The sequence below is a fragment of the Pseudomonas sp. A214 genome, from assembly GCF_900156295.1.
GTDB lineage: Bacteria > Pseudomonadota > Gammaproteobacteria > Pseudomonadales > Pseudomonadaceae > Aquipseudomonas > Aquipseudomonas rhizophila.
This window is the reverse complement of sequence record NZ_LT707062.1, coordinates 383,529-403,143: the sequence shown is the minus strand read 5'-3', so window position 1 is coordinate 403,143 and position 19,615 is coordinate 383,529. Positions and strand designations below refer to the sequence as shown.

At 60.9% G+C, this 19,615-nt stretch carries 18 protein-coding genes; 13 read left to right on the top strand and 5 right to left on the bottom strand.

The annotated features are described in order from the left end of the window. The first annotated feature begins 8 nt into the window (after positions 1 to 8). From ssuD to BW979_RS01745, 4 genes are read left to right on the top strand one after another with little or no spacing between them, the layout of a single operon-like run. Positions 9 to 1,157, top strand: coding sequence for an FMNH2-dependent alkanesulfonate monooxygenase (gene ssuD, locus BW979_RS01760; protein ID WP_047226062.1), 1,149 nt, complete (start codon positions 9 to 11; stop codon positions 1,155 to 1,157). 7 nt (positions 1,158 to 1,164) lie between these two features. Next, positions 1,165 to 1,947 (top strand): aliphatic sulfonate ABC transporter permease SsuC, encoded by a 783-nt coding sequence (gene ssuC / locus BW979_RS01755; protein WP_047226061.1) that lies wholly within the window; start codon positions 1,165 to 1,167, stop codon positions 1,945 to 1,947. After that, the gene (ssuB, locus tag BW979_RS01750) at positions 1,944 to 2,750 is read left to right on the top strand and encodes an aliphatic sulfonates ABC transporter ATP-binding protein (protein WP_047226060.1); all 807 of its coding nucleotides are present in this window, start codon (positions 1,944 to 1,946) and stop codon (positions 2,748 to 2,750) included. Before ssuC ends, ssuB begins: the two co-directional genes overlap by 4 nt. A 25-nt stretch (positions 2,751 to 2,775) precedes the next feature. Then, positions 2,776 to 2,991 carry a TOBE domain-containing protein gene (locus tag BW979_RS01745; protein WP_003177394.1) on the top strand — a complete coding sequence of 72 codons (216 nt, stop codon included), beginning with the start codon at positions 2,776 to 2,778 and terminating at the stop codon, positions 2,989 to 2,991. Positions 2,992 to 3,089: 98 nt separating this feature from the next. Here BW979_RS01745 and BW979_RS01740 read toward each other — a convergent pair whose 3' ends face one another. Together BW979_RS01740 and BW979_RS01735 are read right to left on the bottom strand one after the other, a co-directional pair. Further along, on the bottom strand, positions 3,090 to 3,722 hold the full coding sequence (locus BW979_RS01740) for a TetR/AcrR family transcriptional regulator (RefSeq protein ID WP_076383051.1): 633 nt from the start codon (positions 3,720 to 3,722) through the stop codon (positions 3,090 to 3,092). Positions 3,723 to 3,961: 239 nt separating this feature from the next. After that, complete coding sequence (locus tag BW979_RS01735) at positions 3,962 to 5,338, bottom strand: glutamine synthetase family protein (RefSeq protein ID WP_047226058.1); 1,377 nt, start codon at positions 5,336 to 5,338, stop codon at positions 3,962 to 3,964. A 278-nt stretch (positions 5,339 to 5,616) separates the two neighbouring features. On the opposite strand from BW979_RS01735, the gene BW979_RS01730 reads away from it, so the two are divergent. The 8 genes from BW979_RS01730 to BW979_RS01695 all read left to right on the top strand — a co-directional run bounded on the left by BW979_RS01730 (position 5,617) and on the right by BW979_RS01695 (position 14,806). Continuing rightward, positions 5,617 to 6,393, top strand: a complete 777-nt coding sequence (locus BW979_RS01730) for a gamma-glutamyl-gamma-aminobutyrate hydrolase family protein (RefSeq protein WP_076383050.1) — start codon at positions 5,617 to 5,619, stop codon at positions 6,391 to 6,393. A 41-nt stretch (positions 6,394 to 6,434) separates the two neighbouring features. Then, positions 6,435 to 7,793, top strand: coding sequence for a glutamine synthetase family protein (locus BW979_RS01725; RefSeq protein ID WP_047226056.1), 1,359 nt, complete (start codon positions 6,435 to 6,437; stop codon positions 7,791 to 7,793). Positions 7,794 to 7,853: 60 nt separating this feature from the next. After that, on the top strand, positions 7,854 to 9,218 hold the full coding sequence (locus tag BW979_RS01720; protein ID WP_047226055.1) for an aspartate aminotransferase family protein: 1,365 nt from the start codon (positions 7,854 to 7,856) through the stop codon (positions 9,216 to 9,218). A 181-nt stretch (positions 9,219 to 9,399) separates the two neighbouring features. Beyond that, complete coding sequence (locus BW979_RS01715; RefSeq protein WP_076386499.1) at positions 9,400 to 10,512, top strand: polyamine ABC transporter substrate-binding protein; 1,113 nt, start codon at positions 9,400 to 9,402, stop codon at positions 10,510 to 10,512. A gap of 214 nt (positions 10,513 to 10,726) precedes the next feature. Next, positions 10,727 to 11,794 carry a polyamine ABC transporter substrate-binding protein gene (locus BW979_RS01710; RefSeq protein ID WP_076386497.1) on the top strand — a complete coding sequence of 356 codons (1,068 nt, stop codon included), beginning with the start codon at positions 10,727 to 10,729 and terminating at the stop codon, positions 11,792 to 11,794. Between the two features lie 71 nt (positions 11,795 to 11,865). Next, entirely contained in the window at positions 11,866 to 13,008 is a 1,143-nt protein-coding gene (locus tag BW979_RS01705; protein ID WP_047226052.1) for an ABC transporter ATP-binding protein, read from the top strand. Next, positions 13,005 to 13,925: an ABC transporter permease subunit gene (locus tag BW979_RS01700; protein ID WP_047226051.1), complete on the top strand. Its 921-nt coding sequence runs from the start codon at positions 13,005 to 13,007 to the stop codon at positions 13,923 to 13,925. Before BW979_RS01705 ends, BW979_RS01700 begins: the two co-directional genes overlap by 4 nt. After that, the gene (locus tag BW979_RS01695; RefSeq protein WP_047226050.1) at positions 13,922 to 14,806 is read left to right on the top strand and encodes an ABC transporter permease subunit; all 885 of its coding nucleotides are present in this window, start codon (positions 13,922 to 13,924) and stop codon (positions 14,804 to 14,806) included. Before BW979_RS01700 ends, BW979_RS01695 begins: the two co-directional genes overlap by 4 nt. A gap of 188 nt (positions 14,807 to 14,994) precedes the next feature. Here BW979_RS01695 and BW979_RS01690 read toward each other — a convergent pair whose 3' ends face one another. The 3 genes from BW979_RS01690 to BW979_RS01680 all read right to left on the bottom strand — a co-directional run bounded on the left by BW979_RS01690 (position 14,995) and on the right by BW979_RS01680 (position 18,546). Next, entirely contained in the window at positions 14,995 to 15,336 is a 342-nt protein-coding gene (locus tag BW979_RS01690; protein ID WP_047226049.1) for a carboxymuconolactone decarboxylase family protein, read from the bottom strand. Positions 15,337 to 15,440: 104 nt separating this feature from the next. After that, positions 15,441 to 17,849 carry a penicillin acylase family protein gene (locus tag BW979_RS01685; RefSeq protein ID WP_076383049.1) on the bottom strand — a complete coding sequence of 803 codons (2,409 nt, stop codon included), beginning with the start codon at positions 17,847 to 17,849 and terminating at the stop codon, positions 15,441 to 15,443. Positions 17,850 to 17,958: 109 nt separating this feature from the next. Next, the gene (locus tag BW979_RS01680; RefSeq protein ID WP_047226047.1) at positions 17,959 to 18,546 is read right to left on the bottom strand and encodes a DUF6436 domain-containing protein; all 588 of its coding nucleotides are present in this window, start codon (positions 18,544 to 18,546) and stop codon (positions 17,959 to 17,961) included. Positions 18,547 to 18,653: 107 nt separating this feature from the next. Between BW979_RS01680 and BW979_RS01675 the strand changes: the two genes are divergently transcribed. Further along, positions 18,654 to 19,601 (top strand): alpha/beta hydrolase, encoded by a 948-nt coding sequence (locus tag BW979_RS01675; RefSeq protein ID WP_076383048.1) that lies wholly within the window; start codon positions 18,654 to 18,656, stop codon positions 19,599 to 19,601. Positions 19,602 to 19,615: the final 14 nt, after the last annotated feature.

Here is a 19,615-nt window from a genome sequence, read left to right as displayed (position 1 = left end):
ACCACTCCATGAGCCTCAATATTTTCTGGTTCCTGCCCACCCACGGCGATGGCCATTACCTTGGCACTGCTGAAGGCGCCCGCGCCGTTGATCACGGCTACCTGCAGCAGGTAGCCCAGGCGGCGGATCGACTGGGTTTCGGCGGTGTGCTGATTCCTACCGGACGTTCCTGCGAGGACTCCTGGCTGGTGGCCGCTTCGTTGATTCCGGTGACCCAGCGCCTGAAGTTCCTCGTCGCCCTGCGCCCCGGGATCATTTCCCCGACGGTGGCGGCGCGCCAGGCCGCGACGCTCGACCGGTTGTCCGGTGGACGTGCGCTGTTCAACCTGGTGACCGGCGGCGACCCGGACGAACTGGCTGGCGACGGCCTGTTCCTGGACCACGAGCAACGCTACCAGGCGTCGGTGGAATTCACCCGCATCTGGCGCCGGGTGCTGGAAGGCGAAACCGTGGATTATGACGGTGAGCACATCAGTGTGAAGGGCGCCAAGCTGCTCTATCCGCCGATTCAGCAACCGCGTCCGCCGCTGTATTTCGGCGGCTCGTCGGAGGCTGCCCAGGATCTTGCGGCCGAACAGGTGGAAATGGTGCTGACCTGGGGTGAGTCGCCCGCAGCCGTCGCGCAAAAAATCGAACAAGTGCGGGCCAAGGCCGCGAAGCTTGGCCGTACCGTGCGCTTCGGCATCCGCCTGCATGTGATCGTGCGTGAAACCAACGCCGAAGCCTGGCGAGCGGCCGACCGGCTGATCTCCCACCTGGACGACGACACCATTGCCCGTGCGCAGGCCTCCCTGGCGCGTTTCGATTCGGTGGGCCAGCAACGTATGGCCGCGTTGCATGGCGGCCGACGCGACAAGTTGGAAGTCAGCCCCAACCTGTGGGCCGGTGTCGGCCTGGTGCGCGGCGGCGCCGGAACGGCGTTGGTGGGCGATGGCCCGACCGTGGCGGCCCGGGTCAAGGAGTACGCCGACCTTGGTATCGACACCTTTATCTTCTCCGGTTATCCACACCTGGAAGAGTCCTATCGCGTGGCGGAACTGCTGTTCCCACACCTGGACGTGGAGCGCCCGGAGTTGCCGAAGAGCCAGGGCTATGTGAGCCCGTTTGGTGAAATGGTCGCCAACGACATTCTTCCCAAAGCCGCGTCCCAGAGCTGAGGCGGCCATGAAGAAAATTATCCACAACCTGGCGCCCTGGGCGGTGCCGCTGCTGTTGCTGGCGGTGTGGCAACTGTCGGTATCGGCAGGCTGGTTGTCCACGCGGATCCTGCCGGCCCCCGTGGCCGTCATCGAAGCCGGGATCAACCTGGTGCGCAGCGGCGAAATCTGGACGCACTTGGCCATCAGCGGTTGGCGCGCAGCGGTGGGCTTCCTGATCGGCGGCGGCATTGGCCTGACCCTGGGTTTCATCACCGGTTTGTCGACATGGGGCGAGCGACTGTTGGACAGCTCGGTGCAGATGGTGCGTAACGTGCCGCACCTGGCGCTGATTCCGCTGGTGATCCTGTGGTTCGGCATCGATGAGTCAGCGAAAATTTTCCTGGTGGCGCTGGGCACGCTGTTCCCCATCTACCTCAACACCTACCACGGGATTCGTAACGTCGATCCGGCGCTGGTGGAAATGTCGCGCAGCTACGGCTTGTCCGGCTTCAGCCTGTTTCGCCAGGTGATCCTGCCAGGCGCTTTGCCTTCGATCCTGGTGGGCGTGCGTTTTGCGTTGGGCTTCATGTGGCTGACGCTGATCGTGGCGGAAACCATTTCAGCCAGTGCCGGCATCGGTTATCTGGCGATGAATGCCCGGGAATTCCTGCAGACCGACGTGGTGGTCCTGGCGATTCTTCTGTACGCCGTGCTCGGCAAGCTGGCCGACCTTGCCGCCCGCGGGCTTGAGCGGGTCTGGCTGCGCTGGCACCCGGCGTATCAAGTGAGCAAGGGAGGTCCCGCATGACCGCCCAACAACCTCCACGCCTGCTGCGCGGTATCCCGCTGGCCGTGCGCAAATTGCAAAAAAGCTTCGGTTCGCGCCAGGTGCTGCGTGACATCGACCTGCATATACCGGCCGGGCAGTTCGTGGCAGTGGTCGGGCGCAGCGGCTGCGGCAAAAGTACTTTGCTGCGCTTGCTGGCTGGCCTCGATCAACCCACCGACGGCCAATTGCTGGCGGGTTCGGCACCGTTGAGTGCCGCACAACGGGACACGCGGTTGATGTTCCAGGAGGCGCGTTTGCTGCCCTGGAAAAAAATCATCGACAACGTTGGCCTCGGCCTAAAGGGCAATTGGCGCCCGCAGGCGTTGCAAGCACTGGAAGCCGTCGGCTTGGCCGACCGCGCCCATGAGTGGCCGGCGGCGCTGTCTGGCGGACAGAAACAACGGGTGGCCCTGGCCCGCGCGCTGATTCATCAGCCACGCCTGTTGCTGCTCGACGAACCCTTGGGGGCGCTGGACGCCCTGACCCGGATTGAGATGCAGCAATTGATCGAGCGCCTGTGGCAGCAACACGGCTTCACCGTGCTGCTGGTGACCCATGACGTCAGCGAGGCGGTGGCCATCGCCGACCGGGTGATCCTGATCGAGGACGGCCGGATCGGCCTCGACTTGGCCATCGACCTGCCACGCCCACGGGCTCGCGGCTCTCATCGGCTGGCGAGCCTGGAAACCGAAGTTCTCAACCGCGTGCTGTCCTTGCCCGGCCAACCGCCGGAGCCCGAACCGATTTCACCCTTGCCTACGCAACTGCGTTGGGCGCAATAACTTCATCCAGACAGGAATCGACACCATGACTATCAAAGCCATCAACGTACGCAACCAGTTCAAAGGCACCATCAAGGAAATCGTCGAGGGCGACGTGCTGTCGGAAATCGACGTACAGACTGCCTCGGGTATTGTCACCTCGGTCATCACCACTCGTTCCGTCAAGGAGCTGGAGCTGGCGATCGGCAGCGAAGTGATCGCCTTCGTCAAATCCACGGAGGTGTCTATCGCCAAGTTGTGAGCGATGTTTCACCCACAGCCCCGGACGGCATGAGCCCTTCGGGGCTTATCGTTCCCACGCTCTGCGTGCTAACGCCTCTGCGGATGCTCCGCGTTCGATCAATCAGAGCGCTTGGGCAAATACGGCGGCAGATACAACCCCAGGTAAGCATCGAACACCCGCATGCCTTCTTCGGCCATGCGCGGGGTGATCTGGCCGTGTTGCTGCACCGAGCGCGCGTACACGCGGTCGCCCAGTTCCATGGCCAGGGCGAACACATCAACGTCATGGGGCAGTGCCGGCAGTTCGAAATGGCGAGCGAAGAGCTTGTGCAACAATTCGCCGAGTTCGAGATCGTGCTGACGGTCGGCCTGGATGACTTCAGTCAGGCCATGTTGGGCCAGGATCAGTTGGCGGGCGGCGGCGTCCTGGCTGTAGATGGTCAGCATGCGCTGCTCCACCTGCCGCGACAGGTCGTGCCAGTGGTTCAGTTGCGCATGATCGATCGGCACTTGCAGGCAGGCGCGAAAGGCCGCGTGGACGTCGGCGGTCAGCCCTTGCAGCAGGGCCGGGACGCTGGCGAAGAAGTGATACACCGAGGAGGGCGGGATCCCGGCGCGTTCGGCGACGCTGTAGATCGACAGGCTGGCCACGCCTTCGGCAGCGAGCAGCGTGCGGGCGGCATCGAGAATCGAGTCGATCCGGGCCTGGCTGCGGGCGCGAGGCTTGCGAGGGGTGGCGGTGCGCGTCATCGGTGTCTCCTGCGGGGCTGCCGGGCATTGTACGAGCCGGGTTCAGTGTTGTCTTCAAGGCCGTCATCGCGAGCAGGCTCGCTCCCACATTGGATCTTTGGTGGTCAGTTAATCATGCTCACCACAGTTCCCTGTGGGAGCGAGCCTGCTCGCGATCCGCCGAAGGCGGCCATCCACCCCAAGGCATAAAAAAACGCCGCAGCCTCGAAGGCCTGCGGCGTTTTTTTACTGCAACCCGCTTACACGGTATGCAGGTACCAGTTGTACTCAAGGTCGGAGATGGAGTGTTCGAACTCCTCCAGCTCGCTTTCCTTGCAGGCCACGAAGATATCGATGTATTTCGGATCGATGTACTTGGCCATGACTTCGCTGTCGTCCAGCTCGCGCAGGGCATCGCGCAGGTTGTTCGGCAGGCTTTGCTCGTTCTGCTCGTAGCTGTTGCCTTCCACCGGCGCACCGGGCTCGATCTTGTTGACCAGGCCATGGTGCACGCCAGCCAGTACGGCGGCCATCAGCAGATACGGGTTGGCGTCGGCGCCGGCCACGCGGTGTTCCAGACGCACCGCATCGGCGGAGCCGGTGGGTACGCGCAGGGCCACGGTGCGGTTGTCCAGGCCCCAGGTCGGCGAGTTCGGCACGTAGAACTGTGCGCCGAAACGACGGTAGGAGTTCACGTTCGGGCAGAGGAAAGCCATCTGCGCCGGCAGGGTCTCGAGCACACCGCCGATCGCGTGACGCAGTGCGGCGTTCTGCTCGGGATCCTCGCTGGCAAAAATATTCTTGCCATCTTTATCCAGGATCGAAATGTGGACGTGCAGGCCATTGCCCGCCTGGCCCGGATACGGCTTGGCCATGAAGGTAGTGTCCATTTCATGGTCGTAGGCGATGTTCTTGATCAGGCGCTTGAGCAGTACCGCGTAGTCGCAGGCCTTGATCGGGTCGGCCACGTGGTGCAGGTTCACTTCGAACTGCGCCGGGGCACTTTCCTTGACGATGGCATCGGCGGGAATGCCTTGCTCCTTGGCTCCCTCCAGAATGTCCTGGAGGCAATCGACGTATTCGTCGAGGTCGTCGATCAGGTAGACCTGTGTCGAGTGCGGGCGTTTGCCGGAGATCGGCGAGCGGGGCGGTTGTGGGCGTCCATTCACGTTCTCCTGGTCGATCAGGTAGAACTCCAGTTCGAATGCCGCGCAGATGGTCAGGCCCAGCTCATCGAACTTGGTCACGACCTGGCGCAGGACTTCGCGAGGGTCGGCGAAGAAAGGGTCACCTTCAAGTTCGTGCATGGTCATTAGCAGTTGCGCGGTAGGGCGCTTCTGCCAGGGCTCGTTGCACAGGGTGTCAGGGATTGGATAACAGATCCGGTCAGCGTCGCCGATGTCCAGGCCCAGGCCGGTGCTTTCCACCGTGGAGCCGTTGATATCCAGGGCAAATAAAGAGGCCGGCAGGTTGATGCCTTTCTCGTAAACCTTGTGGAGGCTGGTGCGTTCAATGCGCTTGCCGCGCACCACACCATTCATATCCGCAATCAGAAGGTCAACGTACAGAACCTCAGGATGTTCCTTAAGGAACGCGTTCGCTTCGTTAAGCTGAACGGCACGCGGGGGTACCGACATGATGCAACACCTTTGTTGTTAAAAATATCAATCATTGATCTCTTCTAAACCCAGTCAACCCGAACGGCATGCCGAAGTCAAGCTGGGCCTTTTTTGCTCTAAAAAAGCACCTGCGGGGCTTTTTTGAGGCAATTTGGGGCGTTTTTTTCCCTTTGGAGGAGATGGCGCCCGCAGGCTTGAGCGGGCCGTGTTGTATTTTTTACGGGGGTGTTGTGTAAAAAAATGAACAAGGCTAAGCTCGATTCAAACCCATAACAGCAATAATACCGGGGTGCTTCATGTCTCGCCTGCCGTTAATCGGCGTCACCACCTGCTCCAGGCAGATGGGTCTGCATGCGTATCACGTCAGTGGCGATAAATATTCCCGGGCTGTCGCGACAGCCGCCAAGGGCTTGCCAGTGCTGATTCCGTCCCTGGCGGATCTGTTCCCGCCGTCCGATATTCTGGACGCCCTGGACGGCATTCTTTTTACCGGCTCTCCTTCTAATGTAGAACCTTTTCACTATCAGGGCCCCGCCAGCGCGCCGGGCACTGCTCATGATCCTGCACGGGATGCCACCACCCTGCCGTTGATCCGCGCCGCTGTAGCGGCCGGCATCCCGGTGCTGGGTATCTGCCGTGGGTTCCAGGAGATGAACGTAGCCTTTGGCGGCAGCCTGCATCAGAAAGTTCATGAAGTCGGAACGTTCATCGATCATCGTGAAGACGACACTCAAGCGGTGGATGTCCAATACGGTCCTGCCCACGCTGTGCATATCCAGCCTGGCGGTATTCTGGCAGGGCTGGGGCTGCCGCTGGCGATTCAGGTCAATTCGATCCATAGCCAGGGTATCGAGCGTCTGGCACCTGGGTTGCAGGCCGAAGCGGTGGCGCCGGATGGCCTGATCGAGGCTGTTTCGGTGCCAGGAGGCAAGGCTTTTGCTTTAGGTGTGCAATGGCACCCTGAATGGGAGGTAAGCTCCAACCCGTACTACCTTGCGATTTTCCAGGCATTTGGCGATGCCTGCCGGGCAAGGGCAACACAACGCGACGCCGATGCGTCAAACAACGCCTGACTACTAAATAGCAGCCAGGAAACTCACGCCTAGAGGCATTTATGAGTAACAACCTCGACCAGCTCACCGATTGGTTGAAAGACCATAAGATCACAGAAGTCGAATGCATGATTGGCGACCTGACCGGCATCACCCGGGGCAAGATTTCGCCGACCAACAAGTTCATTGCCGAAAAAGGCATGCGCCTGCCCGAGAGCGTTCTGCTCCAGACCGTTACGGGCGACTATGTCGAAGACGACATCTATTACGAACTGCTCGACCCTGCCGACATCGACATGATGTGCCGCCCGGACGAAAACGCAGTGTTCCTTGTGCCCTGGGCCATCGAGCCCACCGCCCAGGTTATCCACGACTCCTACGACAAGCATGGCAATCCCATCGAACTGTCGCCGCGCAACGTGCTCAAGAAAGTGCTCAAGCTCTATGCCGACAAGGGCTGGCAGCCGATCGTCGCGCCGGAAATGGAGTTCTACCTGACCAAGCGCAGCGACGACCCGGACTTCCCGTTGCAGCCGCCCATTGGCCGCTCCGGTCGCCCGGAAACCGGCCGTCAGTCGTTCTCGATCGAAGCGGCCAACGAATTCGACCCGTTGTTCGAAGACGTCTACGACTGGTGCGAACTGCAGGAGCTGGACCTCGACACGCTGATCCATGAGGACGGCACGGCGCAGATGGAGATCAATTTCCGTCACGGCGACGCCTTGTCCCTGGCCGACCAGATCCTGGTGTTCAAGCGCACCATGCGCGAAGCGGCGCTCAAGCACAACGTAGCCGCCACTTTCATGGCCAAGCCCATGACCGGCGAGCCCGGCAGTGCGATGCACCTGCACCAGAGCATCATCGACAAAGACACCGGCAAGAACGTCTTTTCCAATGAAGACGGGACCATGAGCACGCTGTTCCTGAATCACATTGGAGGTCTGCAGAAGTTCATCCCCGAGCTGCTGCCGCTGTTTGCCCCCAACGTGAACTCGTTCCGCCGCTTCCTGCCGGATACGTCGGCGCCGGTGAACGTGGAATGGGGTGAAGAGAACCGCACCGTGGGCCTGCGCGTGCCGGAAGCCGGGCCGCAGAACCGTCGGGTGGAAAACCGTTTGCCGGGCGCCGACGCCAACCCGTACCTGGCGATCGCCGCCAGCCTGTTGTGCGGCTACATCGGCATGGTCGAAGGCATCAACCCGAGCGCGCCGGTGGTGGGGCGAGGGTATGAACGTCGCAACCTGCGCCTGCCACTGACCATCGAAGATGCCCTCGAGCGCATGGAAAACAGCGCCACCATCGAGAAATACCTGGGCAAGAAATTCATCACAGGCTACGTCGCGGTCAAGCGGGCCGAGCATGAAAACTTCAAGCGCGTCATCAGTTCGTGGGAGCGGGAATTCCTGCTCTTTGCCGTCTGAAGCGCCGGACGGGACTGCTTCAGGCAGTTCCGTCCCCACCGATCTACAAGGAGAATTCGCATGACCGGCAACAATCCGCAAACCCGTAAATGGCAGGCCCTGAGCAACGATCACCACCTGGCGCCATTCAGCGACTTCAAGCAGCTCAAAGAGAAAGGCCCGCGCATCATCACCCACGCCAAGGGCGTTTACCTGTGGGACAGTGAAGGCAACAAGATCCTCGATGGCATGGCCGGCCTCTGGTGCGTGGCCGTCGGCTACGGCCGCGACGAACTGGCCGACGCCGCCAGTCAGCAGATGCGCGAGCTGCCGTACTACAACCTGTTCTTCCAGACCGCTCACCCGCCGGTGCTGGAATTGTCCAAAGCCATCGCCGACATCGCCCCTGAAGGCATGAACCACGTGTTCTTCACCGGCTCCGGCTCCGAAGGCAACGACACCATGCTGCGCATGGTCCGCCACTACTGGGCGATCAAGGGCCAACCGAACAAAAAAGTCATCATCAGCCGCAAGAACGGTTATCACGGTTCGACCGTGGCCGGCGCGAGCCTGGGCGGCATGACGTACATGCACGAGCAGGGCGACCTGCCGATCCCCGGCATTGTCCACATCGCCCAACCGTACTGGTTCGGCGAGGGCGGCGACATGAGCCCGGAAGAGTTCGGCGTATGGGCGGCCAACCAGCTGGAAGAAAAGATCCTGGAAATCGGCGTGGACAACGTGGGAGCCTTCATCGCCGAGCCGATCCAGGGCGCGGGCGGAGTCATCGTGCCGCCGGACAGCTACTGGCCGCGCATGAAGGAAATCCTCGCCAAGTACGACATCCTGTTCGTGGCCGATGAAGTGATCTGTGGTTTCGGTCGCACCGGTGAGTGGTTCGGTACCGATCATTACGGGTTGAAACCCCACATGATGACCATCGCCAAGGGCCTGACCTCCGGTTACATCCCCATGGGCGGCCTGATCGTGCGTGACGATGTGGTGGCGGTGCTCAACGAAGGCGGCGACTTCAACCACGGGTTTACCTATTCCGGTCACCCGGTAGCCGCTGCGGTGGCCTTGGAAAACATCCGCATTCTGCGCGACGAAAAGATCGTCGAGCGTGTTCATGGCGAAACGGCACCCTATTTGCAACAGCGCCTGCGGGAACTGAACGATCATCCGCTGGTGGGTGAGGTACGCGGTGTCGGCTTGCTGGGGGCGATCGAACTGGTACAGGACAAGGCCACGCGCAAGCGCTACGAAGGCAGGGGTGTGGGCATGATCTGCCGGCAGTTCTGTTTTGATAACGGGCTGATCATGCGCGCCGTGGGTGACACCATGATCATTGCGCCGCCGCTGGTGATCAGCAAGGCCGAGATCGATGAGCTGGTGACCAAGGCGCGGCACTGCCTGGACCTGACGCTCAGTGCGTTGCAAGGCTAAGTGCTAGGCTCTGAGCGAGGCGCCCGTACGGGCCTCGTCCGGCGTAAACAAAAGGCTGGGCTTTTGTTGAAAGGCTGGCCTGTAACTTGCCAGACTACCGGCTGTTCAAGTTGCCCGCGAGCCGGCTACTGAACGACGGCTAAGAAGAATAACTGGAGCATTTTTCATGAAGGCATTAGGCATGAAGACATTAGGTATGAAGATGGCTGGCAAGACCCTCCTCGCCATGTCCCTGACGGGCGTGATGGCGAGTGCTGTTCAGGCGGACGACAAAGTGCTGCACGTCTATAACTGGTCCGATTACATTGCACCGGACACGGTCGCCAAGTTCGAGAAAGAGACGGGGATCAAGGTCGTCTACGACGTGTTCGACAGCAACGAGACCCTGGAAGCCAAGTTGCTGGCGGGCAAGTCCGGCTATGACATCGTGGTGCCGTCGAACAACTTCCTGGCCAAGCAGATCAAGGCCGGTGTTTACCAGGAGCTGGACAAGTCCAAGCTGCCGGACTGGAAGAACCTGGACACCGACCTGCTCAAGGCCGTGGGCGATGCCAGCGACAAGGGCAACAAATATGCCTTCCCCTACATGTGGGGCTCCATCGGTATTGGCTACAACCCGGAGAAGGTCAAGGCCGCACTGGGTATCGACAAGATCGATTCGTGGGACGTGGTGTTCAAACCGGAAAACATGGCCAAGCTCAAGAGCTGCGGCGTGAGCTTCCTCGATGCACCGACCGAAATGATCCCGGCGGCACTGCATTACCTGGGCAAGCCGACCGACAGCAAGGACAAGGCTGACCTGAAGGCCGCTGAAGACCTGTTCCTGAAGATTCGTCCTTCGGTTGCCTATTTCCACTCCTCCAAATACATCTCGGACCTGGCCAACGGCAACATCTGCGTGGCGGTGGGTTACTCCGGTGACCTGGAGCAGTCCAAGGAGCGCGCCAAGGAAGCGGGAGACAAGGTCAAGCTCAGCTACGTCATTCCAAAAGAAGGCGCCGGCACTTTCTACGACATGGTCGCCATTCCCAAGGACGCCGAGAACGTCGAATCCGCCTACAAGTTCATGAACTTCCTGATGCAGCCGCAGATCATGGCTGAAATCACCAACGCCGTACGTTTCCCGAACGGCAACAAGGCGGCCACGCCACTGGTGGACAAGGACATCACCAGCGATCCGAGCATCTACCCGTCTGACGAAGTGAAGAAGCAGCTGTATGCAATCAGTGATCTGGATGCCGGCACGTTGCGTCTGATCACCCGCAGCTGGACCAAGATCAAGTCTGGCAAGTAAGCCGGTCTGAGGCATCTTCCTGTTGTCGCCGGCATCGCGGCGGCGGCAACGGGAATAATTAAATGACTAAAAGTTTTGCTGGATCGGTTTATCGAGGGTAAGTTGCGCGCCGGTTTTGTTGCAGGGCACATCGCTGCCAGGTAACGGGGGCAACTTGGGCCCAACTATTTAAGAGGACCTCCACGTGCCTGTTTTTTCTTTGTTACGCAATGCCATGCTGATCGGTGCCGGACTGACGCTTGCCGTCAGCGTCCAGGCTGCCTCCACCGTGCATATTTATAACTGGTCGGATTACATCGGCGAGACCACCCTGGCGGACTTTGAAAAGGCCACGGGGATCAAGCCGGTGTACGACGTCTTCGACTCCAACGAAACCCTGGAAGGCAAACTGCTGGCCGGTCGTACCGGCTACGACGTGGTCGTGCCGTCCAACCATTTTCTGGGCAAACAGATCAAGGCCGGGGCGTTCCAGAAGCTCGACAAGTCGCAGTTGAGCAACTACGCCAACCTGGACCCGGTGCTGCTCAAGCGCCTGGAAAAGAATGATCCGGGCAATCAGTACGCCGTGCCTTATCTGTGGGGCACCAACGGCATCGGCTACAACGTCGAGAAGGTCAAGGCTGCGCTGGGCGTCGACAAGATCGACTCGTGGGCCATGCTGTTCGAACCGGAAAACATCAAGAAACTCTCCAGCTGTGGCGTTTCGTTCCTCGATTCGGGCGACGAGATGATCCCGGCGATGCTCAATTACCTGGGCCTGGACCCCAACAGCCAGAACCCTGAAGACTACAAGAAGGCCGAGGCTCAACTTCTCAAGATCCGGCCTTACGTCACCTACTTCAACTCTTCCAAATACATCTCCGATCTGGCCAATGGCGAGATCTGCGTGGCTGCCGGTTTCTCCGGTGACATCTTCCAGGCCCGCGAACGTGCTGAAGAAGCGAAAAAGGGCATCGAGATCGCTTATGTGATTCCCAAGGAAGGCGCCAACCTCTGGTTCGACATGCTGGCGATCCCGCGCGATTCCTCCAACGTCAAAGAAGCCCACGCCTTCATCAACTATTTACTCAAGCCTGAAGTGATCGCCCAAGTCAGTGACGCCGTCGGCTATGCGAACCCCAATCCCAAGGCCGGCGAGTTGATGGACCAGCAAGTGCGCACCGACGAAGCGGTTTACCCACCGCAAGCGGTCGTTGACAAGCTGTACGTCAACTCCGAGCTGCCGCCCAAGATTCAGCGCGTCATGACCCGCAGCTGGACCAGGGTCAAGTCAGGCAAATAGGGTCAAGCGCTTTAACTATTCCAAGGCTCGTCCGCGCAGGGCGAGCTGCAAATTTTGTGGGAGTTTCGTAAATGGCAGTTGCCTCCGGCGCCTATAAGAAAGCCCTCGAGGGCGACCAGACACCCAAGCAGGTGTTGGTCAAAATCGACCGGGTCACGAAAAAGTTCGACGAGACGATTGCCGTGGACGATGTGTCCCTGGAAATCAAGAAAGGCGAAATCTTCGCCCTGCTCGGCGGTTCGGGATCGGGCAAATCCACCTTGCTCCGCATGCTGGCGGGTTTCGAACGGCCCACGGAGGGGCGCATTTTCCTCGACGGTGTAGACATCACCGACATGCCGCCCTATGAGCGGCCGATCAACATGATGTTCCAGTCCTACGCCCTGTTCCCCCACATGACCGTGGCGCAGAACATTGCTTTCGGCCTGCAGCAGGACAAAATCCCGAAAGCCGAGATCGACGCCCGCGTGGCCGAAATGCTCAAGCTGGTGCAGATGAGCCAGTACGCCAAGCGCAAGCCGCATCAGCTCTCCGGCGGCCAGCGTCAACGTGTGGCCCTGGCCCGTTCCCTGGCCAAACGGCCCAAGCTGTTGCTGCTCGACGAACCGATGGGTGCCTTGGACAAGAAGCTGCGCTCGCAGATGCAGCTTGAGCTGGTCGAGATCATCGAGCGGGTTGGCGTAACCTGCGTCATGGTGACCCACGATCAGGAAGAGGCCATGACCATGGCCGAGCGCATCGCGATCATGCACCTGGGCTGGATCGCCCAGATCGGCAGCCCGATCGACATCTACGAAACCCCCACCAGCCGGCTGGTCTGTGAGTTCATCGGCAACGTCAACATCTTCGAGACCGAAGTGGTGGACGACGCCGAAGGCCACGCGGTGCTGACTTGCAAGGACCTGGACCGCAACATCTACGTGGGCCACGGCATCAGTACCTCGGTGCAGGACAAATCGGTCACCTACGCCATCCGCCCGGAAAAACTGCTGGTCACCGCCGAGCAGCCGGACTGCGAGCACAACTGGTCCAGCGGCAAGGTCCATGACATCGCCTACCTGGGCGGCCATTCGGTGTTCTACGTCGAATTGCCGAGCGGCAAGCTGGTGCAGTCCTTTGTCGCCAACGCCGAGCGCCGTGGTCAGCGTCCGACCTGGGGCGACCAGGTATTCGTGTGGTGGGAAGACGACAGCGGCGTGGTGCTTCGCTCATGAACATGCGCAAATTCAAACGCCGACTCGACCGAATAACGCCCGGTGGCCGTCAACTGGTCATCGGGGTGCCCTTCATCTGGCTGTTCCTGTTCTTCATGCTGCCGTTCTTCATCGTCCTGAAGATCAGTTTTGCCGAAGCCGACGTGGCCATTCCGCCGTACACCGAGATCTACAGCTACATCGACCAGAAGCTGCAGGTGCTGCTCAACTTCAGTAACTATGTGCTGCTCAGCGAAGATGATCTGTACATCGCCGCCTACCTCGGCTCGCTGAAGATGGCCCTGATCAGCACCGTCTTGTGCCTGCTGATCGGCTACCCGATGGCCTACGCCATCGCCAAGGCCCGCCCGGACCTGCAAACGGTGCTCCTGCTGCTGATCATGATGCCGACCTGGACCGCGATCCTGATCCGCGTCTATGCGTGGATGGGTATCCTCAGCAACAACGGTCTGCTCAACGGCTTTTTGATGAGCATGGGCTGGATCAGCGAACCGCTGCAGATCCTCAACACCAACCTGGCGGTCTACATCGGCATCGTCTACTCGTACCTGCCGTTCATGATCCTGCCGCTCTACGCCAACCTGGTGAAGCATGACCCGAGCCTGCTGGAAGCGGCGTCCGACCTGGGGTCGAGCACCTTCAACAGTTTCTGGAAAATCACCGTGCCGCTGTCCAAGAACGGCATCATCGCCGGCTGCATGCTGGTATTCATCCCGGTGGTGGGCGAGTTCGTGATCCCGGAACTGCTGGGTGGCCCGGAAACCCTGATGATCGGCAAAGTGCTGTGGCAGGAATTCTTCAACAACCGTGACTGGCCGGTGGCGTCCGCGCTGGCAGTGGTGATGCTGGCGATCCTGATCGTGCCCATCATCCTGTTCAACCGCAGTCAGGCCAAAGAAATGGAGGGCAAGGAATGAAGCGCTTCAGTTTTTCAAGCCTGATGCTGGTGCTGGGTCTGCTGTTCATCTATGCGCCAATGCTGATCCTGGTGATTTACTCCTTCAACGCTTCGAAACTGGTGACGGTGTGGGGCGGCTGGTCGATCAAGTGGTACGTCGGTCTGCTGGACAACAGCCAGTTGATGGGCTCGGTGGTGCGCTCGCTGGAAATCGCCTGCTATACGGCGATCGCCGCAGTGGCCCTGGGGACACTGGCGGCCTTCGTGTTGACCCGTATTACCCATTTCAAGGGTCGCACGCTGTTCGGCGGCCTGGTCACCGCACCATTGGTGATGCCGGAAGTGATCACCGGTCTGTCGCTGTTGCTGCTGTTCGTGGCGATGGCGCAGATGATCGGCTGGCCCCAGGAACGTGGCATCGTCACGATCTGGATCGCCCACACCACGTTCTGCTCGGCCTATGTGGCGGTGGTGGTCTCGGCACGCTTGCGTGAACTGGACCTGTCTATCGAAGAAGCGGCCATGGACCTGGGTGCGCGGCCGTGGAAGGTGTTCTTCCTGATCACCATCCCGATGATCGCGCCATCGCTGGCGGCGGGGGGCATGATGTCGTTCGCCTTGTCGCTGGACGATCTGGTGCTGGCGAGTTTCGTCTCCGGCCCGGGCTCGACAACCTTGCCGATGGAAGTGTTTTCGGCGGTACGCCTGGGGGTCAAACCGGAAATCAATGCCGTGGCGAGCCTGATCCTGCTGGCCGTATCGTTGGTGACTTTCCTGGTCTGGTACTTCAGCCACCGCGCCGAAGAAAACCGCAAGCGGGCGATCCAGCAAGCCATCGAAGAAAGCGCCGCCGACTCCTGGAAACAGCCAGACCCGCGCCGGGCAGCCGCGCCGGTCTGACCGGACGCTGAGTCACTGTGGGAGCAACTGTCTTGGATGGTTTATTTAGCCATCCTTTCCAGGGACAGCGAGGCTCCCACAGGTCTTTTTGTTGCCCACAAATCCGGGATCAGGCCCAAATCCAATGTGGAAGCGAGCCTGCTCGCGATAGCGGCGTAGCAGTCAATGAAGATCTCAGTGATCGCCTCTCACTTCTTCAACGCATCATGCGCTTCCAGCGCCCGCAGGGAGTAGATATACGCCGCGCCGGCATTCAGAGAAACCGCGGTGGCCAGGGTGGCGGCGATCTCTTCGCGGGTGGCGCCGGCCTTGATGGCCGCATCGGTATGCACGCCGATGCAGCCGTCGCAGCGGGTCGTGATCGCCACGGCGATGGAGATCAGCTCCCGGGTCTTGGCATCCAGCACGTTGTTATCGGCCGCGGCTTCATCCAGGGCCATGTAGGCCTTGACCATTTTCGGATTGCTTTTGCCCAGGGCGCCGAAGGCACTTTTGATGGTGGGCAGCAGTTCGGACCAGTTGATGAACATGGGGTTGACTCCATAAAAAGGGGTAGTTGTTAAACCCTTCCAGTCTTGACCATAAATAGCGTCCAAGCCTGTTGATTGATGAAAAGCGTTACCCGTCATTGGGCTCAAGGCTTAGCCCCGACCGGCAGCAGCTTCAAGGTGCTGCGGGTATTGGCCATCACTTCTATTTCGGCCAGATGCGCCTGGTAGTACAGCCCTTCGATGTAAGACTCGGCCTGATCCGCGTAATGCGCGTCGAACGGCACGCCGCTTTGGCCGACGGGGTTGACCGTGATGCTGTGGGCCGGATCGGCAAAGTCGATAATGCGTCGGGTGGACGGGCCATAGGTCACTGGCCAGGGCGCCGGACCGATTTTGGCCGAGAGGTTGTTGGGCACTTCATGGGTACCGGGAGCAGCAAAGGGGCCGACGTTGAAGATCCGATCCAGCGGCTTTTGCAGGCCCAGTGGATGGCCATGGGTCAGGGTGTGCGCCTTGCCCCATTGCCATTGGCTGGCATCGTCACCCAGGGTGGCCTTCAGGTGCGCCAGACTCTTGCCCCAGGCCCTCATCACCGTGTCGGCACGGGTCTCCTTGCCCGGGGTGGTGCGATCGTCCCACCAGAGCGAATCCTCTGATGCCGCCAGGCGTGGCAGCGCGGCGTCGATCACTCGGGTCGACAGCGCGGTTTCGAAGAGCCCGTCGCCCAATTCATCGTGCAGCGCGGCGTCGGCCAGGTTAAAGAGGAACTGGTTGAACAGCGTGGCGCTTATGGAGTCCAGCGGATAGTCGCCCTGCCATTGGGCCAGTTGTTCCACCCATTTGCGCTCCTGGGGGTCGCTGACCCCGTTACGCAGCACCGGCAGCAAAGGCGCGAGCAAACGCGGGCCGTAGGCGGTGGTGGTGCCCAATTGCAGTTTGCGGGTGGTTTCGATGTCCCACTTGGCCTGCTTGTCGCCCAGTTGGAGGTTGAGTTTCTGGCCGCGATCGGCAAGGTTGTAGTAACCCGCAATCTCGATGCCGCTGACCGATACCGGCTGGAAATTGGCCGACACGATGTAGCCTCGGGCCGGGTTCTCTTCCTGGGGGTTGCTGCTGAAAGGGTAGAAGCCCTCCTTTTGCGCCTCTGCGCTGCCGCCATCGAGCATGAAACCGGGCTGCACGCCGGCCGGCCGCTTGGGCAATTGCGCCGCGGCCCACCAACCGATATCGCCCTTGGCGTTGGCCCACACCACATTCAGCCCTGGCGCGTGGATCTTGGCTGACGCGCTGCGAGCCTTGGTCAGGGTGTCGGCGCGATTGAGCTGGTAGAAGGCTTCGAGGATCGGGTTGCGGCTTTCCAGGAACCCCCACCACATGGCGATAGGTGTCTTGCCGGCGTTGGCGCCGAGGGCGTCGTTGACGATCGGGCCATGGGGCGACTGGCGCAGTTGCAGCGTCACCGGCGCCTGGCCCTTGACTGCGATCTGTTGTTCGCTGCGGGTCATGTCCACCCATTGGTCGCGATACCAGACCTGCTCGGGATTATCCGGGTTGACCCGTTCGACGATCAGGTCCAGGTCGTCGTTCTGGAACATCGTGACGCTCCAGCCGAAATCCTTGTTCATGCCCAGCGTCGCAAAGGGCATCAGCGCCTGGTAATGCCCGTAAAGCTCGAAACCCGGGGCCGACAGGTGCGCCTCGTACCACACCGACGGCGCGGAAAAGCGAATATGCGGGTCGCCCGCCAGCAACGGTTTGCCGCTGTGGGTGCGGCTGCCGGAGACCGCCCAGGCGTTGCTGCCTTCGAACTGCGGCAGGCCGTTTTCGGCCAGGGCCTGTTCACTCAGACGGGCCAGGGCGTTGAGGTCTTTCCAGTCGGCGGCGGCCAGGGGCAGGCCGCTCTTGCGAGTCTCGGCCAGCACGCCCTTGGGCTGCCAGTCGAGGTCGAAAATGTTCAGGTAGTCGCTGCCCAACTGATCGCGCACGTAAGTCAAAAGCGGCTCGGTGCGAAACGCGGCCGCAAAGCTGTAGGCCATGTAGCCGGCAATGCTCACGGTGTCCTCGGCGGTGAAAGGACGCTTGGGGATGCCCAGCACATCGAACTCCACCGGCCTGGCGTGGGTTTCCTGGTAGCGGTTGATGCCATCCAGGTACGCCTGCATCGCGATCCAGGCCGGGGACTGTAGGTCCTGTTCCGTCAGATAGGTCGCGGCGCGTTCGCGAATGCGCAGGCTGCGCATCAGTTTGTCGGTGTCGAGCAGCTTCGGCCCGAGTACCTCGGCCAGTTCGCCACGGGCGAGGCGGCGCATGATCTCCATTTGAAACAGCCGGTCCTGGGCATGGACATAACCCAGGGCGCGGTACAGGTCGGTTTCGTTTTCAGCACGGATATGCGGCACGCCGCGTTCGTCGTAGCGCACGGTCACCGAGCCTTGCAGACCTTGCAGCTGCACCGTGCCCTGGCGGGTGGGCTGCTTGCTGTAGAGGTAGCCGCCCGCGACGATGATGGCGGTGACGACCAATGACAGGAAGGCGATGAGGGTGCGTTTCATGCTAAATCCTTATTGAGTGACAGCGGTCCCATGGTTTCGCTGTTTATTCCCATGTTTAACATGCCGCCGGGTGTCTGCGTATCCTTGCTTGGGGGATTTTCCCTGCGGCCTATTCTTTGGCGGATGTGTCCTGCCCCCACGGGCAATAACACCCTACCGCCAGCGTGTGGGTCGCATTCACCGCCCGGCCGCTGCTCAGGGCCTCGAGAATCGGCTCGATGAAGCTGTTGCTCGAATTGCAGGTCAGGCCTTCGCTGTAGGGGCCGAAGTACGCCAGTTTGCCGCTGCGATCCCAGATCGCCACCGCCGGGCTGGCGGGAATCTGGCTTGAGCCGGGGAGCACCGAAAGCGGTTTGAGGCTGCTCAGCGTGGTCGGCAATTGGCCCTGACTGCCGGTTTTTTGGACTGCATAAAACTCGACGCCTTGGGGGGCGTATTTCTCCACCAGCTCGGAAAGGTGCTGTTGGTTGCCGACGTTGCATGGGCAGGCGGGATCCCAGAAATGCACCAGACGGATCGGGCCAGGGCCGGCCAGGCCGGGGGGGAGGCGCAAAGGGTCGCCGGAAAATACCGCCGTGTGTTCGCTGAACGCTCGCAGAAAGCGGCCCTGGAACCAGTCGTAGGCGATCCACAACACGGCGGCGCACCCGAGGGCAAGCAAGCTGGCAAGCAAGGTCGTGCGGTGGGACGGGCGCATGGAGTCGATCCTCTGAGGCCGCGTAGCTTGCCATGCCTGGCGCGACAGATGAATATCGCAGGCCTACAAAGTCTGTTTCGCGCGTTGCGCTTTTATGTGGAAATCCTATGCCCGTCAGTTTCGACCCCGATCACCTGCGTGCCAGCCTGCAACCTTTGGCTCAGTGGCAGCCGCTGTCTGCGCAGGCGCTGGATTATCAGCGGTTCTACGGCCTGGATTTTCCTCACCGCACGTTGCGCAAGGGCCTGGGGCGTTTCGAGATAGACGGATATGAGCTGGTCGGTCAGGTCTGGTGGCCGGAAAAAGCGCTAGCGACGCTGTTTCTGTTCCACGGCTATTACGACCATATGGGGTTGTACCGGCACTTGATCGAGTGGGCGCTGGAGCAGAAATTCGCCGTGATCGCCTGCGACCTGCCGGGCCACGGCCTGTCCAGTGGCGAGCGCGCCAGCATCGGTGATTTCGCCGAGTACCAGGCCACGTTGCAAGGCCTGCTGACCGAGGCCGGGACGCTGGAGCTGCCGCAACCCTGGCATCTGTGCGGACAAAGCACCGGAGGGGCCATCGTGGTTGATCACGTGCTCAACCAAGGCCAGCACAGCCCTGCCCAAGGTCAGGTCATACTGCTGTCGCCCTTGGTGCGGCCGCGGGCCTGGGGCTGGTCGCGCCTGAGTTACTACTTGCTCAAACCCTTTGTAACCGGCATCGCCCGACGTTTCAGCGAGAACTCCACCGACCCGGACTTCCTGCCATTCCTGCAAGCCGACCCGTTGCAACCGCTGCGCCTGCCCACCGCGTGGGTCGGAGCGTTGGGGCAATGGATCAAGCGTATCGAAGTCGCCCCGAGCAGCCCGCGCCAGCCCTTGATCGTGCAGGGCCAGGCGGACATGACGGTGGATTGGGCGCATAACCTGCAAGTGTTGCGCAGCAAGTTCGATCGGCCCCAGGTGCTGATGTTGCCCGAAGGTCGGCATCACCTGGCGAATGAGGCGCTGGCGATGCGGCAGGAGATGTTTGGATTTCTGACGAAGCGGATGAGCCGGGTTCGGCGCTGACCGGGCTATTGCTA

Excerpts from the sequence above, each read along its gene's own strand:
- ssuD (WP_047226062.1), top strand. The coding sequence starts at position 9 with ATGAGCCTCAATATTTTCTGGTTCCTGCCCACCCACGGCGATGGCCAT.
- ssuC (WP_047226061.1), top strand. The coding sequence starts at position 1,165 with ATGAAGAAAATTATCCACAACCTGGCGCCCTGGGCGGTGCCGCTGCTG.
- ssuB (WP_047226060.1), top strand. The coding sequence starts at position 1,944 with ATGACCGCCCAACAACCTCCACGCCTGCTGCGCGGTATCCCGCTGGCC.
- BW979_RS01745 (WP_003177394.1), top strand. The coding sequence starts at position 2,776 with ATGACTATCAAAGCCATCAACGTACGCAACCAGTTCAAAGGCACCATC.
- BW979_RS01740 (WP_076383051.1), bottom strand. The coding sequence starts at position 3,722 with ATGACGCGCACCGCCACCCCTCGCAAGCCTCGCGCCCGCAGCCAGGCC.
- BW979_RS01735 (WP_047226058.1), bottom strand. The coding sequence starts at position 5,338 with ATGTCGGTACCCCCGCGTGCCGTTCAGCTTAACGAAGCGAACGCGTTC.
- BW979_RS01730 (WP_076383050.1), top strand. The coding sequence starts at position 5,617 with ATGTCTCGCCTGCCGTTAATCGGCGTCACCACCTGCTCCAGGCAGATG.
- BW979_RS01725 (WP_047226056.1), top strand. The coding sequence starts at position 6,435 with ATGAGTAACAACCTCGACCAGCTCACCGATTGGTTGAAAGACCATAAG.
- BW979_RS01720 (WP_047226055.1), top strand. The coding sequence starts at position 7,854 with ATGACCGGCAACAATCCGCAAACCCGTAAATGGCAGGCCCTGAGCAAC.
- BW979_RS01715 (WP_076386499.1), top strand. The coding sequence starts at position 9,400 with ATGAAGACATTAGGTATGAAGATGGCTGGCAAGACCCTCCTCGCCATG.
- BW979_RS01710 (WP_076386497.1), top strand. The coding sequence starts at position 10,727 with ATGCTGATCGGTGCCGGACTGACGCTTGCCGTCAGCGTCCAGGCTGCC.
- BW979_RS01705 (WP_047226052.1), top strand. The coding sequence starts at position 11,866 with ATGGCAGTTGCCTCCGGCGCCTATAAGAAAGCCCTCGAGGGCGACCAG.
- BW979_RS01700 (WP_047226051.1), top strand. The coding sequence starts at position 13,005 with ATGAACATGCGCAAATTCAAACGCCGACTCGACCGAATAACGCCCGGT.
- BW979_RS01695 (WP_047226050.1), top strand. The coding sequence starts at position 13,922 with ATGAAGCGCTTCAGTTTTTCAAGCCTGATGCTGGTGCTGGGTCTGCTG.
- BW979_RS01690 (WP_047226049.1), bottom strand. The coding sequence starts at position 15,336 with ATGTTCATCAACTGGTCCGAACTGCTGCCCACCATCAAAAGTGCCTTC.
- BW979_RS01685 (WP_076383049.1), bottom strand. The coding sequence starts at position 17,849 with ATGAAACGCACCCTCATCGCCTTCCTGTCATTGGTCGTCACCGCCATC.
- BW979_RS01680 (WP_047226047.1), bottom strand. The coding sequence starts at position 18,546 with ATGCGCCCGTCCCACCGCACGACCTTGCTTGCCAGCTTGCTTGCCCTC.
- BW979_RS01675 (WP_076383048.1), top strand. The coding sequence starts at position 18,654 with ATGCCCGTCAGTTTCGACCCCGATCACCTGCGTGCCAGCCTGCAACCT.